The following is a 14,818-nucleotide window of genomic DNA, read 5'->3' on the forward strand; positions in this document are numbered from 1 at the left end:
CCCGGTCGCGATGACGCACACCGAGAGCAGGTGCATCCCTTTGCGCACGTCAAACCGTACGTCGACCCGTACGTCGACCCGCACGTCCACCCGCATGGCAGGTGTCCTGGCCGGACTCTCCCTCGCCCTCGGCGGCGCGGCCCTCGCCGCACCGGCCGCCCACGCCGACGTGAGGGCCTGCATCAACCAGGTCGAGCGCGAGCTCCGGGGCGGTGAGGCCCCGGAATACGTCCGGATGGCCTGCGCCATGGGCCTCGGCGGTCACCACGACCAGTGCGTCTCCGGCCTGACCCAGGGCGGGGTCACCAACGGCACCGCGGTCAGCGCCTGCCGGGTGGCCCCGTAGCGGTCCTCAGACCCCGGCGTCCCCGGGCGCCGGGGGTCACGATCACGTGCAGTACGACTCCAGCGTGCCCCGGCGGCGGACGTCGAGGGTGGCGCAGTGGAACGAGCCGCCGAACGGCGCGTAGTGCAGCAGGTCGCACGGCACCGGCTCGAAGCCCCAGCGCTCCAGCGCGCGGAGCATGCCGGGCTGCCGCCGTTCGGCGATCACTCGCCTGCCGTCCACGGAGAGCACGTTCATGCTCAGCCACTTCCCGCACATCGAGGTGATCCTGAGCAGGCGCCCGGGAAGCGGGTCGGGCTGCGGGGCGATCAGGACGTCCCATCCGCGCACGGCCTGCGGCAGCCGGTCGACATCGAGGTACTCGGGGTTGACCAGGACCTTGCCGGGCGCGAGCGGGAGGAAGGTCGTGTCGATGTGCATGGGCGTGCGGCATCGGCTCTCGATCTCGTGGATGCGGTAGCCGGGGCCCAGGTGGCGGCCGAGCCATTCGATGCCCGTGCGGTTGGTGACGTTGCTGCGCTGGACGAAGAGGTCCCGGCCGGCGCGCACGAAGTCCGCCGCGTCGAACAGGGGCTCGAATTCGGTGGTGAGGTAGCGCATCGGCGCCCCCGCCTTGGGAACCCGGTACTTCCCGTCGAACGAGGCGTCCGTGAGCTGCGGTTTCGGTGCCGCCGTCCAGCGTGCGCCCCGGCGGAAGTAGTCCGTGAGCAGGGGCCGGTAGGAGAAGGTCTCGAAGTAGCGGCACGGCCAGGCCATCGGGGTCTCGATGATCTCGTCGCCGATCACCATCAGGCCGTCGCGCGGGCAGCTGTTCGCGAAGCCCCGCGCGGTCCAGTCGGGGGTGGCGAAGCGCCGGCGGTGGTCGGCCGGGTCGGGGCGCCGGACGGTCACTCCGAGGGACTCCAGAAGGGCGACGAAGCGGTCGAGCTCGTCCTGTGCCGGTTCGACCAGGGCGCGCGGATAGCGCAGGCCGGCGGCGAGCCCTTGCAGCCGCGCCGCCCACGGCGGGACGTTGAGGCTCACGATCGGATGCTTGGAGGGGATCGTCGAGCCTTCCAGGCGGCCTACGAGCACTTCCTCGAGCGGGTCCCACTCGTTGTGCGACCAGACCGGCGGGGCGGCCGGGGGTGCGGCGTGGTCACTCGCGTGCGAGGGCGATGACATCGGGCGGGATCTCCTCACCGTGGACGACACGGGTGACGGCGCCATCCTGCGTCCCCGGCGACCCGGCGGCCCGCCGCACGCGCCGGCCTCCCCCCACCTTCACTCCGATGACCCGCGTACGCGGTACCGCGCGCCCGCGGGGCCGCCCCCGCGCGGTACCGCCGCTACCGGTAGCCTTCCCCTCGCCGGTGACCGGGGCGCGACGAGCCGGCCCATCCGATTCCGCTCGTTCCCCCAGAGGACGCAACGCACATGTTCAAGGTCAACGAATACTTCGACGGCACGGTCAAGTCGATCGCCTTCACCCAGGAGCAGGGCCCGGCGACCATCGGTGTCATGGCTCCCGGCGACTACGAGTTCGGCACCGCCTCGCCGGAAACCATGCACGTGGTCAGCGGCGCCCTGACCGTCCTGCTCCCGGGCGCCGCCGACTGGGAGACCTTCTCCGCCGGCAGCCGGTTCCAGGTCCCGGGCGACAGCGAGTTCCAGCTCAAGGTCGCGGTCGAGACCGCCTACCTCTGCGAATACCGCTAGCCGGCACCCGGGCGGCGCGAGCAGCGCCCGGTGGCGCCGGGCCGCCGCGCCGGCCCGGCGTTGACCAGCGCGGACGCGCCGCGGCCCGGTTCCGCCCGGGCACCGGAGCCGGTCGCCCCCCGCCCGCGGCCCGTGGGCCGCCGCAGGCCGATCGTCATTTATGCTTCATGGCGGCCGCGGGACGGTGGGGCGTCACCGCGCGCGGCAGCCGCGGAACGGTCAGTCCGGCCGTGGGAACGCGGCCGGCGTCGGGGGCACGGTCTCCACGGGGACCGGATGACGCCGATCATGAGGATCCCTGGGATCTGGTGATCGCCGAGTGTGCCTCAGCCGTACGGGGCACCCGGCCCACCCGCCCGCGAACAGAAGACCCCCAGGGAGAAGTGAGGTATGCCGGTGATCTGCGTCGGAGGCATGATCGGACTCGGCAAGACGAGCGTGGCCGAACTGCTCGCCAAGGAGCTGGGCAGCGAGGTCTTCTACGAGAGCGTGGAAGACAATCCGATCCTCCCGCTCTTCTACACGGCGAGCCCCGAGGAGATCCAGGCCAAGCGCTACCCCTTCCTCCTCCAGCTCTACTTCCTGCAGACACGTTTCGCCTCGATCAAGGAGGCGTACAAGAAGGGCGACAACGTCCTCGACCGGTCCATCTACGAGGACTGGTACTTCGCCAAGGTCAATCACGACCTGGGCCGGATCAGCTCCCTCGAGATGCGCGTGTACGAGGGGCTGCTCGACGAGATGATGCGCGAGATCGACGGCCTGCCGTACCGCAAGGCACCCGACCTGATGGTGTACCTCAAGGCCGACTTCGAGACGGTGCTGCACCGCATCGGGCTGCGGGGGCGCGAGTTCGAGCAGGACGAGAGCCTCGTCGAGTACTACCGCACGCTGTGGTCCGGCTACGACGACTGGGTGCACCACCACTATTCGGCGAGCGACGTCCTCGTCATCGACATGAACCGGACGGACGTGGTGAACGACGAGGACGACGCGGCCCGCGTGGTCCAGGAGGTCAAGGACGCCCTCGCGGCCGCCCGGCTCCGGGGCTGAGCCCCTCGGCAGCCGGGATCCCGCGAGCCGCCGGTCCTCCGGCGCCCGGTGCCCGTAGCGTCGGACGCTCACCGAGGAGGACCTCTGATGCGCAGCGTGACCTATTCGATGAACGTCTCACTTGACGGCTACATCGTCGGCCCGGACGGCCGCTTCGACTGGACGGAGCCCGACGAGGAGGTCTTCCGCTCCTGGATCGACGAGATCCGGGAGGTCGACGTCCACCTCCTGGGACGGCGGCTGTACGAGACGATGCTGTACTGGGAGACGGCCGACCAGGACCCCACCCTCGACGCGGCGACGCGCGAGTGGACCGCGCTCTGGAAGCCGCTGCCGAAGGTGGTGTTCTCCACCACGCTGACGGAGGTGCAGGGCCACGCCCGCCTGCTCTCCGGCGGCCTGGCGGAGGAGATCGAACGGCTGCGGGCCGAGCCGGGCACGGGCGACATCGCGATCGGCGGCGCGACCCTCGCCGCCGAGGCCGCCGCGGCGGACCTGATCGACGAGTACCGGGCCAGGGTCTACCCGGTGCTGGTCGGCGGCGGCGTTCCGTTCTTCCCCCACGGCGAACGCCGGGTCGACCTCGAACTCGTCGAGACCCGCACCTACGGCTCGAATGTCGTCTACCTCCGCCACCGCGTGGCCCGGCCGTAGGGAACGGCGGGCACCGTGCCCCGGTTCGGCCGGGGCTCCCGCTTGGTGACGGCCTGTCGGAATCCGCCGGGTCGCCGGGGACATAGCATGGCGCCTCAACCAGCCGTCTTCCGGTAGGAGTTGGGTGATGAGCAGCGTCGTGAGGATCGGTTCCAGGGCGAGCAGGCTCGCCCGGACCCAGGTCGCGGAGTGGCTGGCGCCGCTGGTGGAGCGGTTCCCCGAGGTCCGGTTCAAGCGGGAGACCATCCTGGAGGGCGGCGATCGGGACCGGACGACCCCGACGCTCGCCGAGATCGCGAAGGCGGCCGGCGGGTCCGCGTTCTCGACCAACCAGGAGCTGGCGCTCGTGCGCGGCGAGGTCGACGTCGTCGTGCACTCCCTCAAGGACCTCCCCACCACCGTGCACGAGGGAACCGTCCTGCTGACCACGCCGGGCCCCCGCGAGGACGTACGGGACGTCCTGTGCGGGGCGACCCTGGGGTCGCTGCGCCGTGGGGCCCGGGTCGGGACGGGGGCCCCACGACGGGTCGCGCAGTTGCTGGCGCTCCGGCCTGACCTGGAGGTGGTGCCGGTCCGCGGCAACGTCCCCGGGCGGCTGGCCCGCATCAGGGGGCGGGAGCGGCTGGACGCGGTGGTGCTGGCCGCGGCGGGGCTGAACCGGCTCGGAATGACGCCGGAAGTGCACCAGGTGCTGGACCCGGAGGTCCACCCGCCGTCGCCGGGCCAGGGGGCGCTCGGCATCCAGGTGCGCGCCGGCTCCGAGGCGGCCCGGCTCCTCGCCGGAACCGGGGATGCCCGGGTGGACGCGTGCGTACGGGCCGAACGGGCGCTGCTGGCCGAGCTGCACGGGGGGTGTTCCGTCCCGGTCGGGGCGTGGGGGCGGATCGAGGAGGACGGGCTGCTGCGCCTCTCGGCGGCCGTCACCTCGCCGGACGGCGGGCGGCAGGTGACCGCGGCCGGCCTCGGCCCCGCCGACGCGCCGGAGAAGCTCGGGGCGTACCTCGCGGCAGAGCTCCGGGCCCAGGGGGCGGACGCCGTCCTCGCGGGCGTCCGGAGGGTTTGAAACGTCCACGTCGGGGCGGAAACGGCGGAGCACCCGGCGGGCGGGGGTAACCGCTGCACCGGGTGCTGCGCGCCGCAGCGCGGGAGGATCATCCCCAGTCGGAGTCCGGAGGCTGGATGAGCGGGCTGGCGGGCGCGACCGCGGCGTCGGCCTGCGAGTCCACCTCTCCCATGGCTGCGATTCCCCAATTGGTGCCGGCCGGCGCGTTGGCCGTCGCGACGCCACTGAGTCCGATGACCGCGAGGATCGCGAGCAGCACTGCGGTGACGGTTGACCGGATGTTGATCGGTGTCAAGGTGTTCCTCCCTTGGTCGGCCCCACCCCCGCGGACGATGCGGGCAGCGGAGCCCTCTCTGCGCCACGGGCCCTGTGGCACGCGATCAAGCCTCCATCGCCTCAGGGGTGCGTTCAAGGCTGGCGATACTGCGTCCACCTGCACTTCAGCAAGAGGAAGATGGATTTGATGACGGAACGGGAAATATCCGCCGCCCCCGACACCTCCCGGTTGACGGAGGTGGAGTTGCGCGCCTACCGCAGGGCCCTGCAGGGCGAGGTGCTGCCCGACGACGAGCCGGGGCTCGCCTCCCTCCTCGCGCGCGACATCCTCTTCCCCAACACGCACGAGCACGGCACGTACGTCCCCGCCCCGTCCCGTTATCTGGAGACGCAGTTCACCGAGGCCGTCCTCAAGGCCCTCACCGGCGTCACCGAGGCCCTGGCCGGCATCCCCGCGCACGTGCGCGAGCTCGAAGTGGAGCAGCAGCGGTACAACCACAGCCCCAGCCCGGTCGGGACGCTGCTGCTGCGCACGGTGCCGGAGGTGAACTCGGAGACGATACGCACCATCCAGGCGGCCGAGTTCGAGGTCCTCACCGCGCAGCCCGGCTACCGGAAGCCGCAGGTCCTCAAGGGCGCGCTGCCCCGGGACCTGCAGGCGGCCCGGCGCGGGGTGACCGTACGGACGATCTACCGGACCAGCGGCCGGACCAATCCGGCGCAGCGGGAGTGGGTCGCGACGATGACGCGCGCCGGCGCCCAGGTGCGCACCCTCGGCGAGGACTTCCTCCGGTTAATCGTCGTGGACCGCAGACACGCCTTCTTCGAGGTCTACGGCGAGGACGGCACCGTGCAGCAGGCGGCCGCCTGGTACACCCGGGACCACGGGGTGTGCGCCGTGCTGGCCGCGTACTTCCAGCAGCAGTGGGAGCGGGCCGATCCATGGCTGTCGGGCGAGGGCGAGGGCGGGGCGGGGAAGGACGGCGACGCCATGACCTCGAAGCTGCAGCGGACGATCGTACGGGGCATCGTGGCCGGCCGGAGCCATCGGCAGATCGGGGAGAACCTCGGGCTCAGCGAGCGCACCGTGACGGCCCAGGTCTCCAAGCTGCGTGAGGCGCTGGGCCTGGCGACGGTGCCCCAGCTGACGTTCTGGTGGGCGACCTCCCCGGAGCGGCTGCTGCCGTGAGGGCGAGGGGCCGGGGGCCGGGGGGCCGGGGGGAAACGGCGAATTCACGCCAATCGCCTCCCCCGCCCGCCGCCCCGCCCGCCGCCCGCGCCGCCGTGCCCGTCAGCCGCGTACGTGCAGCCCGAAACCGGTGCGGCCGGCGGGTTCCAGACCCTCCTTCAGGTGCAGCGAGGGGATCTCGTAGTCCCCGAAGTTCTGCCGCCGGAACGGGATCGGCTCGGTCGACTCCAGCGTCAGCAGCCGCCGTTCCCACGCCGTGGCGGCCTCCGCGTACTGCTCGCCGGTCATCCGGTCGGTGCCGTACAGCACGAAGGGCGGCAGCACTTCGATCCCCGGGTAGTAGAGGATGCCGTGGTGGATCGGGAACAGCAGGTCGTCGATGGGGCCGTTGATCCCGCGCGCCGCGTAGTGGGACCCGTGGCCGCCGACGGTCACCGAGAGCAGGGCCCGCCTGCCCGCCAGGGTGCCCTCTCCGAAGCGTTCGCCGTACTTGGTGTCGCTGTGCTCGCCGACGCCGTACGCGAAGCGGTAGGTGAACACCCGGTCCACCCAGCCCTTGAGGATCGCGGGCATCGAGTACCACCACAGCGGGAACTGGAAGATGACCGTGTCGGCCCACAGCAGCTTCTCCTGCTCGGCGAGGACGTCCGGGGTGAGCGTCCCTGCGTCGAAGGCCCGGCCCGAGTCGGCGGCGACCTTCAGCGGGGCCGAGGCCTCGGGGCCGTAGTCGGAGGCGTCCACGACCGCCTTCCAGTTCATCGCGTACAGGTCGCTCACCCGTACCTCGTGCCCGGCGCCCTCCAGCGTGGACACCGCGAGGTCCTTCAACGAGGCGTTGAGCGACTTCGGCTCGGGGTGGGCGTGGACGATCAGCGTCTTCACGGGAACTCCTTCGGATCGGATGGCTTCGATCCTGGGCCGCGGAACGGGCGGCGTTCAGGGACGCTCCTTCCGTCGGACCGGACTTCCCGGTATCGCCAGTACCACCCTCGCGCGGCCCCTCGCGCGGCCGGTGCGGCCATACTTGGGGGCATGGACGATCTTGCGGGCTTCCTGCGGACCCGGCGTGCCCGGGTCGACCCGGCGGCCGCCGGCATACCCGTCGACAGCCGCCGCCGCGTCGAGGGGCTGCGCCGTGAGGAGGTGGCGCACCTTTCCGGGGTCAGCGTCGACTACTACGTGCGGCTGGAGCAGGGCCGTGCGACCCAGCCCTCCGAGCAGGTCCTCGACGCCCTCGCCCGCGTCCTCGGCCTCGACGCGACCGAGCGCGGGCACCTCCACCGCCTCGCCCGCCAGCGCCGCCGCGGCGCGAAGGCGCCGGGCGGGCGGGTGCGGCCGGAGCTGCTGCGGGTCCTCGGCCTGGTCTCCGGCGCGCCCGCGCTGATCATGGACCAGCACATGGACGTGCTCGCCGGGAACCGCCTCGCCGGGCTCCTGTACGGGCGGGCGCTCCCGGGCCTGAACACCGCCCGGCACATCTTCCTGGAGGAGGCCGAGCGCGGTCTCTACGCGGACTGGGAGACGTGCACCCTCGACGTGGTCGGGCACCTGCGCCTGGCCGCGGGCAAGTACCCCGACGACCCGCGCCTCGCCTCGCTCGTCGGGGAGCTGTCGATGGGCAGCGAACGCTTCCGCCGCCTCTGGGCCCGGGCGGACGTACGCGCCCGCACGCACGGCCGCAAGGCGTACCGGCACCCGCTGGTCGGAGTGCTTGAACTGGACCAGGAGAACTTCGCGCTGCCCGACGGATCGGGCCGGGAGCTGATCGTGCTGTCCGCGGCCCCCGGCAGTCCCGCCGAGGACGGGCTCCGGCTGCTCGCACGCCTGGGGGCGGACAGCGGCGACGCGCGTCCCCCGGTGGACGCCGCGGTCCTCGAGTAGTGGGCCCCGACGTGTCCGGCGCGGGGGATCCGTGGACCGCCTGCCACCGGGCGCTGCTGCCGTGGGCGGGGCGCTGCCGGGACGGCGGTGCCGACCGGGCGGTGCGGGCCGCGGTGGAACGCTCGCTCGTCCGGCTGTGGGGCGGGCTGGACCCGGACCGGCCGGCGACGGACGCCGACGCGCAGGCGATCGCGGCCGCCGCCGACGTCTACCACCAGGGCTGGTTCGACGCCGTGCTCGGCGCCATCGCCCGCGACGGCGGTCCCGGCGGGGAGTGGCCCCCTTCGCTGCGGCCGTGGAGGGACGCCCCGTCCGTCCACGGCCGGGGCAGGGCCTTCCGCCCCACGGTCGGCGAGCACCTCGACTTCTACGCCCGATTCCGCTTCCGGTACACCCTGGACCTGCTCGCCGCCGCCGAGCGCGCCGTCGCCCGGGCGACGGCGGGACGAGCCCGGCGGCGGCCGGCCGACGTCGTCGTGGACGTGCTGGAGCGTGCCTGGGCGCGGGCCGACAGACGGGGCTGGGACGACGCCGACTGGTACGCGTACGTCGAGGTGTACGAGCTGGCCGGCTGGACGGCGGCGGCCCTGCGGCTTCCCGGTGTCCGGCCGTCCGAGGTCGCCGGGCGCGTGGAGGAGATCGCCGAGCAGTGGTGGGACGGCCGGGACGGCTGGTCCCCGTGGTCGTCGGAGTACCTGCCGGCGGCGTTGCTGTCCCAGGTGGCAGGGGCGGTGGCGGACTGCGTCCGGCAACCCGCCACCGGCTGCTGACCACGGGCCGGGCCCGGCGCGCCGGGCACACCGCACGGCGGGGACCGGTCGCGGGGGGGGCCGCGGCACCGCGGCGAGCGCTCTACGCCTCGTCCGCCCAGATCACCTCGCGTCCGTCGCTCTGGACGTGCGCGCTGACCGACATCTCCCGGTATCCCCAGGACTCCTCGCCGCGGGCGGTCACCCACGCCTTCGCCTGGAAGGCGGTGGCCCGGCAGCTTGGGCGCGGTGCACTCCCGCAGCGGGCTGAGCACCGAATCGCCCGCCCGGACGGTCAGTTCCAGCCCGGTCCCCCACCTCCCCGGGCAGTCATGGGCGACGGCGGTACGGACGTAGGCGAGCTTCGCCCGTACCGTGACGGGATCCGGGCCGGTGTTCGTCATCCGCAGCAGGAACGCCAGGGCCTCGCCGTCCACCCGGGTACAGGGGGTCCATGCCACGCCGTCGACGTAGCGCGTCCGCCCGCACTTGTGGTCGCCGGTCAGCGCGGTCGCCGGCAGCACCGCCGCCGGGGCCGCGGGGCCCGCCTCCGCGCCGGGCGCCGTACCGGACGCCGGCCTCCCGGACACGAGGTCGCGGGCCGGCTCCCGGTCGGCGGCCGCCTTCCCCGGCTCCGGCAGGTAGCGGCCGGCGAGCACGGACACCGCGACGACCGCGAGTGCCCCGGCCACCGCGAACGCCCGCCTCCCCGCCCGGCCGGCCGGCCGTCGGCGCCACCCGGAGACGGCGGGGGGCGGCGGCTCGGGATGTGCCTCGCCGGCGTCCTGCCGTACGGGCGGTGCCGCCAACGCCGCCTTCCCGGCCCGGGATTCGGCTTCGAGCCGCTCCAGGCCGGCCCAGGCCTGCTCCCAGGCGGCGGACAGGCGTTCGCGGCGGGGGTCGTCGAACTTGCCGTAGCCGGCCAGCTGGCCGAACACCTCCCGTGACGGCAGGTATTCGCCCCCCAGGATGCGCTGCCAGGTGCTCTTCCCCACGCCCGTCCTCGCGTGCTGCCGCCCCAGGGCCAGCTCCAGCGTCCGGGCCTGGAGCCCGAGTTCGTCCCGGGCCTCCCCCAGTAAGCGCAGCCACTCCAGCGCCTCGGGCGGAGGGGGTACGGGGAGGGACTGGTTCCGCGCGCGCCTGCTGCCGGTCATCGGCCTCCTCTCGGCCCGGCGTCCCACCCGTCCCGTACCGGCCGCATCGCTGCTGGTCAGAAGGGATGTGGGACGGGTTCCGACGCCGTGGGACACATGGGACGGCGTCAGCCTATCGGCCGCCGGAGCTGCCGTGGCACCGTTTGCTCCGTCGGCGGTCGCCGGCAGATCCCACCCCCCTCGTCCGGGCTGCTCCGCCATGCCCGGACAGGGCCCCGCCCTTGAGGAAGAGGCATCCCATGAAGCAGAACAAGCGCACGAGCCGGGTACTCCTGTCGGTGGCCCTGGCCGGCGTGATCGGCCTGTCCGTCGCAGGCGAGGCGGCCGCCCGGCCCCTCGCCTCACCGGCTCCGCACCCGGGAGCGCACGGCGAGGGCGTGCGCTCCGTCAACAGCGCTTCCCCGCATCGCGAGCTCACCCACTCCCAGGCCGTCGCCCGGCTGAAGTCGGCCGGCATCCCGTTCACCTCCTCGGGGAACTGCACCGACAAGTACAAGCGCGGCTGCACGAGCTTCCCGGGGGTCCGCGAGGGGACGCTCAACCTCGTCATCGACCTCAAGCGGCGCAGCAAGTGCTCCTTCGTGATCACCGGCGCCGCGGAGAAGTACCCGCACAGCACCTCCGGCCCGCGGACCCACGAGCGCGGATACAAGATCGACATCCGGCCGAACGCGTGCCTCGACAGGTTCATCCGGACCCACATGAACCCCGGCAAGCCCCGGGGCAGGAACAACGACCCCCGCTGGACCGGCCCGAACGCCGAGTACGTCCTCGAACTCCACAACCGGCGCGGCGAGCACTGGGACATCACCTACCTCGGCTGACGCCCGGCCGCGCGGCGGCCCTCAGCGGTGGATCCGGCTCGGCCAGTCCGGCGGGACGCGGCCGGCCGGCCCCGGGACCGGCTGGCCGGCCGGGTGGCCGGCCGGCGGGGCCAGTACGGGGCCGGACTCGTACAGGGCCTCGGCGGCGTAGTCCCAGAACCACTCCTCGTCCGGTTCGAAACTCTGCACCAGGGGATGCCCGGTGGACTTCCAGTGGGCGGTGGCGTGCCGGGCCGGCGAGGAGTCGCAGCAGCCGACGTGGCCGCACTGGGCGCAGCGCCGCAGGTGGACCCACCAGCCGCCGGCCGCGTCGCATTCCGCGCAGCCGGTGCCGCTGGGCGGGACGCCGGGGTCGATTCCCTCGGGGTGGGTCATGCGTGCTCCTCGGCGGTCTCGGGGTCGGTCTCGGTCTCGGGATCGGTCTCGGTCTCGGTCTCGGGGTCGGGGTCGGGGGTGGTCAGCGGCAGGAGGACCTGGAACCGGGTGTCGCCGGGGACGGACTCGACCTGGAGGCTCCCGTGGTGCTTGTTGACGACGATCCGCCAGGAGATGTCCAGGCCGAGACCGGTGCCCTCGCCCACCGGCTTGGTCGTGAAGAAGGGGTCGAAGATGCGGCCCCGGATGTCGTCGGGAACGCCGGGGCCGGTGTCGCGGAACTCCACGAGCAGCCGGTCGCCCTCCCGGGCGGTGCGGACCGTCAGGGTGCCCTCGCCGCCGGTGCTCTCGATCGCGGCGACCGCGTTGTCGATGAGGTTGGTCCACACCTGGTTCAGCTCCGCCGCGTAGGCGGGCACCTCGGGGAGCGAGCGGTCGTAGTCCCTGACCACCCGTACCCGGGAGCCCGTCTTTCCGGACAGCATCAGCAGGGTGCTGTCCAGCAGTTCGTGGACGTCGACGGAGCGGTGCGGGGCGCGGTCGAGCTGGGAGTACTGCTTGGCGGCGTCGACGAGGTGCGAGATGCGGGTGGTGGAGTCGGCGATCTCGTCCATCAGCAGCTCGGTCTCGACCGTGTAGTTGAGCCAGCCGATCGCCCCCGGCAGGATGTCCTCGTCCACGGCGGCGGCGACCTGGCCGAGCCAGTCCGTGTCCAGTCCGGCCTGGACGAAGGTGGGGGCGATGCGCCAGCCGTCCGGGAAACCGTGCTCCTCCAGCCAGTCGGCGAGTTCGTCCTCCCGGTCGGCCGCTTCCAGGGGGCTCAGCACCGGGGCCTTGGCGACGCGTTCGGCGGTGCGTTCCTGGATCTCGATGAGGTCGGCGAGGGCCTCGCGGGAGTAGGGGCCCTTGGCGATGACCGCCAGTTTGTGGCGCATCTTGCCGACGCGCTCGCGCAGCGCCTCGGTGGCGCGGACGGCGGCCGCGGCCGGGTTGTTGAGCTCGTGGGTGAGCCCGGCGGACAGGGAGCCGAGGGCCAGCAGGCGCTCGCGCTGCCCGATGGCCCGCTGGGTGTTCTTGGAGCCGAAGAAGAGCCCCTCCAGCAGGTGCGCCGCCATGGGGAACCACTCCCGCATGATGTCCGCGAACGACTGCGCCGGCAGGACGAAGAAGCGGGTCGGCTCGGTCACCCGCATGGAGTTGACGTACGTCTGCGGCACCCGTTCGCCGAGGTAGGCCTGCATGGCGCCGGCGTACACGCCGCGCTGCGAGGTGCGGCTGACCTCCACGTCGTCGCCGCCGACGCGCCGGTACAGCACGACGGTGCCCTCGATCATGACGTAGAAGCAGGTGGCGGGCTCGCCCTCGGTGTAGACGGGGCCGGGGGCGAAGCGTTCGACCCGCCCCTCGGCGCACAGCCGCCCGAGCTGTTCCGCGGAGAGCTTCTCGAACAGGAAGAGCGAGCCGATCTCGTGCGGGTCGCAGGACAGGGGCTGTGGGTTCACGACTGCTCCAGGTACCGGTGGACGAGCATCACGGCCATGGCGCCCTCGCCCACGGCGGAGGCGACGCGTTTCGCGGACCGGGCGCGCGCGTCGCCGGCCACGAACACGCCGGGGATGCTGGTTTCCAGGTGGTACGGCGGGCGGTCGAGTTCCCACTCGGCGGGCGGCCGGCCGTCCGGGGTGAGGTCCGGTCCGGCCAGGATGAAGCCGTGCTCGTCGCGCAGCACCGTCCCGTCGAGCCAGTCGGTCAGCGGGGCGGCGCCGATGAAGACGAACATCCACTGGGCGTCGACGGTTTCGGTGGCGCCGGTGACGGCGTCCGCCAGGGTGAGGCGTTCCAGGTGGCCGGTGCCGAGTGCCGCCTCCACGGCCGTCCGGGGCCGGACGGTGATGTTCGGCGCCTCCTCGATCTGCTGGACGAGGTAGTACGACATCGACGCCGTCAAGGACTCGCCGCGTACCAGCAGCGTCACGGACTTGGCGCTGCGCGCGAGGTGCACGGCCGCCTGTCCGGCGGAGTTGGCGCCGCCGACGACGTACACGTCCTGGCCCTCGCAGGAGGCCGCCTCGGTGAGGGAGGAGCCGTAGTACACCCCGCGGCCGGTGAGGTCGGCGCAGCCGGGCGCCGGGAGCTGCCGGTACGAGACGCCGGTCGCCAGGATGACGCTGTGCGCGGCGACCGAGGAGCCGTCGGAGAAGCGCACCACGCGGGCCGCGCCGTTGACTTCCAGCCCGGTGACCTCGCGGGCGGTGAGGATCTCGGCGCCGAAGCGGCCGGCCTGGCGGCGGGCGCGGTCGGTGAGCTGCGCGCCGGAGACGCCGTCCGGGAAGCCGAGGTAGTTCTCGATGCGGGAGCTCTGGCCGGCCTGTCCGCCGGTCGCCGACCGCTCGACCAGTACGGTCCGCAGTCCTTCGGAGGCCCCGTACACGGCGGCGCCGAGCCCTGCGGGACCGCCGCCGATGACGACGAGGTCGTAGAACTCGGCGGCCGGGGTGGTCGCGAGTCCCACCCGGGCGGCCAGTTCGGGCGCTTCGGGTTCGATGAGGGCCGTGCCGTCCGGGGTGATCACCAGGGGCAGGCGGTGTCCGTCCGCGCCGGCCGCGTCGAGCAGTCTGCGGCCTTCGGGCTCGTCGGAGGAGTACCAGCGGTAGGGGACCTGGTTGCGGGCGAGGAACTCGCGCACCCGCGAGGAGTGGGCCGACCAGCGGTGGCCGACGACCTTGGTGGCGGGTACCGGCCGGAAGTCGCTGGAGCGCCAGACGGTGAGGAGGTCGTCCAGGACCGGGTAGAGCTTCTCCTCCGGCGGGTCCCACGGCTTGAGCAGGTAGTGGTCGAGGTCGACGACGTTGATCGCGTCGATGGCCGCGTTGGTGTCGGCGTAGGCGGTGAGGAGCACCCGCCGGGCCCCTGGGTACACGCCGAGGGCCTGTTCGAGGAACTCGATGCCGTTCATCCGCGGCATGCGGTAGTCGGCGAGGATCACGGCCACCAGGTCGCCGCGCAGCTTCAGCTCCCGCAGCGCCTCCAGCGCGGCCTCGCCGGATTCGGCGCGCACGATCCGGTACCCGCCGCCGTAATGGCGCCGCAGGTCTCGGGCGATGGCGCGGGAGACCCCCGGGTCGTCGTCCACCGTCAGGATGACGGTCCGCGCCGCGTCGGTGCTCCTTGCCATGCTTCACCGCCCTGCCCGCTCCGGGCGGCCGGCACGGCGGGCTGCCCGCGCCGGCTCACCGCCCATCGTATGTTCGATCGGGCGGGACCGCTCCGGCACGGGGCGGAGCGGTCCGCGCGGTGCGGGCGGTCCCGCTACTTGGCGCCGAGGCCGGCGTCGGAGACGGCGGGCTTGCCGGCGGCCTTGAGGACCTTGTTCAGGAGCGTCAGGTCGTAGATGCCGGCCAGGTCGGGCTGCTCCAGGAGCTTGGCCTTGACCGCCCACTCGGACTGCTTCTTCAGCGTCCCGGCCAGCGGGTCGTCGGTGACCGAGATGCTCGGCCACGCCGGGTCGATGACCTTCGGGTCCAGGCCCTTGCCGGTCTCGGCGACGAGCCGGGCG

The 14,818-nt window shown here is 73.1% G+C and carries 15 protein-coding genes and 1 pseudogene; 9 read left to right on the forward strand and 7 right to left on the reverse strand.

Features of this window, described 5'->3' with window-relative positions; genetic code table 11:
• The first annotated feature begins 94 nt into the window (after window positions 1-94).
• Window positions 95-346 carry a hypothetical protein gene (locus AC069X_RS36230; RefSeq protein ID WP_478735664.1) on the forward strand — a complete coding sequence of 84 codons (252 nt, stop codon included), beginning with the start codon at window positions 95-97 and terminating at the stop codon, window positions 344-346.
• Between the two features lie 42 nt (window positions 347-388).
• Here the strand turns inward: AC069X_RS36230 and AC069X_RS36235 are convergent, their stop codons facing one another.
• Window positions 389-1,510 (reverse strand): amidinotransferase, encoded by a 1,122-nt coding sequence (locus AC069X_RS36235; protein WP_478735666.1) that lies wholly within the window; start codon window positions 1,508-1,510, stop codon window positions 389-391.
• A 252-nt stretch (window positions 1,511-1,762) separates the two neighbouring features.
• On the opposite strand from AC069X_RS36235, the gene ppnP reads away from it, so the two are divergent.
• The 4 genes from ppnP (at window position 1,763) to hemC (ending at window position 4,814) form a co-directional block, all read left to right on the forward strand.
• Window positions 1,763-2,044: a pyrimidine/purine nucleoside phosphorylase gene (gene ppnP / locus AC069X_RS36240; RefSeq protein ID WP_478735668.1), complete on the forward strand. Its 282-nt coding sequence runs from the start codon at window positions 1,763-1,765 to the stop codon at window positions 2,042-2,044.
• A 390-nt stretch (window positions 2,045-2,434) separates the two neighbouring features.
• The gene (locus AC069X_RS36245) at window positions 2,435-3,097 is read left to right on the forward strand and encodes a deoxynucleoside kinase (protein WP_478735670.1); all 663 of its coding nucleotides are present in this window, start codon (window positions 2,435-2,437) and stop codon (window positions 3,095-3,097) included.
• 87 nt (window positions 3,098-3,184) lie between these two features.
• The gene (locus AC069X_RS36250; RefSeq protein ID WP_478735672.1) at window positions 3,185-3,751 is read left to right on the forward strand and encodes a dihydrofolate reductase family protein; all 567 of its coding nucleotides are present in this window, start codon (window positions 3,185-3,187) and stop codon (window positions 3,749-3,751) included.
• A 127-nt stretch (window positions 3,752-3,878) separates the two neighbouring features.
• Window positions 3,879-4,814: a hydroxymethylbilane synthase gene (gene hemC / locus AC069X_RS36255; protein WP_478735674.1), complete on the forward strand. Its 936-nt coding sequence runs from the start codon at window positions 3,879-3,881 to the stop codon at window positions 4,812-4,814.
• A gap of 88 nt (window positions 4,815-4,902) precedes the next feature.
• Here the strand turns inward: hemC and AC069X_RS36260 are convergent, their stop codons facing one another.
• On the reverse strand, window positions 4,903-5,109 hold the full coding sequence (locus AC069X_RS36260) for a hypothetical protein (RefSeq protein ID WP_478735676.1): 207 nt from the start codon (window positions 5,107-5,109) through the stop codon (window positions 4,903-4,905).
• Between the two features lie 168 nt (window positions 5,110-5,277).
• Here AC069X_RS36260 and AC069X_RS36265 point away from each other — a divergent pair, with 168 nt between their 5' ends.
• Window positions 5,278-6,279: a LuxR C-terminal-related transcriptional regulator gene (locus AC069X_RS36265; RefSeq protein WP_478735678.1), complete on the forward strand. Its 1,002-nt coding sequence runs from the start codon at window positions 5,278-5,280 to the stop codon at window positions 6,277-6,279.
• Between the two features lie 102 nt (window positions 6,280-6,381).
• Here the strand turns inward: AC069X_RS36265 and AC069X_RS36270 are convergent, their stop codons facing one another.
• The gene (locus AC069X_RS36270; RefSeq protein WP_478735680.1) at window positions 6,382-7,161 is read right to left on the reverse strand and encodes an NAD(P)H-dependent oxidoreductase; all 780 of its coding nucleotides are present in this window, start codon (window positions 7,159-7,161) and stop codon (window positions 6,382-6,384) included.
• A 150-nt stretch (window positions 7,162-7,311) separates the two neighbouring features.
• Here AC069X_RS36270 and AC069X_RS36275 point away from each other — a divergent pair, with 150 nt between their 5' ends.
• The 3 genes from AC069X_RS36275 (at window position 7,312) to AC069X_RS36285 (ending at window position 10,887) form a co-directional block, all read left to right on the forward strand.
• A complete protein-coding gene (locus tag AC069X_RS36275; protein WP_478735682.1) occupies window positions 7,312-8,160 on the forward strand; it encodes a helix-turn-helix transcriptional regulator in 849 nt (282 codons plus the stop codon).
• The gene (locus AC069X_RS36280) at window positions 8,160-8,930 is read left to right on the forward strand and encodes a hypothetical protein (protein WP_478735684.1); all 771 of its coding nucleotides are present in this window, start codon (window positions 8,160-8,162) and stop codon (window positions 8,928-8,930) included. Before AC069X_RS36275 ends, AC069X_RS36280 begins: the two co-directional genes overlap by 1 nt.
• Before the next feature lie 1,372 nt (window positions 8,931-10,302).
• Entirely contained in the window at window positions 10,303-10,887 is a 585-nt protein-coding gene (locus tag AC069X_RS36285) for a hypothetical protein (protein ID WP_478735685.1), read from the forward strand.
• Window positions 10,888-10,908: 21 nt separating this feature from the next.
• On the opposite strand, the gene AC069X_RS36290 is transcribed toward AC069X_RS36285, so the two are convergent.
• The 4 genes and pseudogenes from AC069X_RS36290 to AC069X_RS36305 form a co-directional block, all read right to left on the reverse strand.
• Entirely contained in the window at window positions 10,909-11,262 is a 354-nt protein-coding gene (locus AC069X_RS36290) for a UBP-type zinc finger domain-containing protein (RefSeq protein WP_478735687.1), read from the reverse strand.
• Entirely contained in the window at window positions 11,259-12,749 is a 1,491-nt protein-coding gene (locus AC069X_RS36295; protein ID WP_478735692.1) for an ATP-binding protein, read from the reverse strand. Before AC069X_RS36295 ends, AC069X_RS36290 begins: the two co-directional genes overlap by 4 nt.
• Before the next feature lie 11 nt (window positions 12,750-12,760).
• Window positions 12,761-14,437 (reverse strand): NAD(P)/FAD-dependent oxidoreductase, encoded by a 1,677-nt coding sequence (locus AC069X_RS36300; RefSeq protein ID WP_478735689.1) that lies wholly within the window; start codon window positions 14,435-14,437, stop codon window positions 12,761-12,763.
• A gap of 134 nt (window positions 14,438-14,571) precedes the next feature.
• Window positions 14,572-14,818: pseudogene (locus AC069X_RS36305) on the reverse strand (sulfate ABC transporter substrate-binding protein); the annotation flags it as partial.

This window comes from Streptomyces sp. NPDC043896 (genome assembly GCF_056435605.1).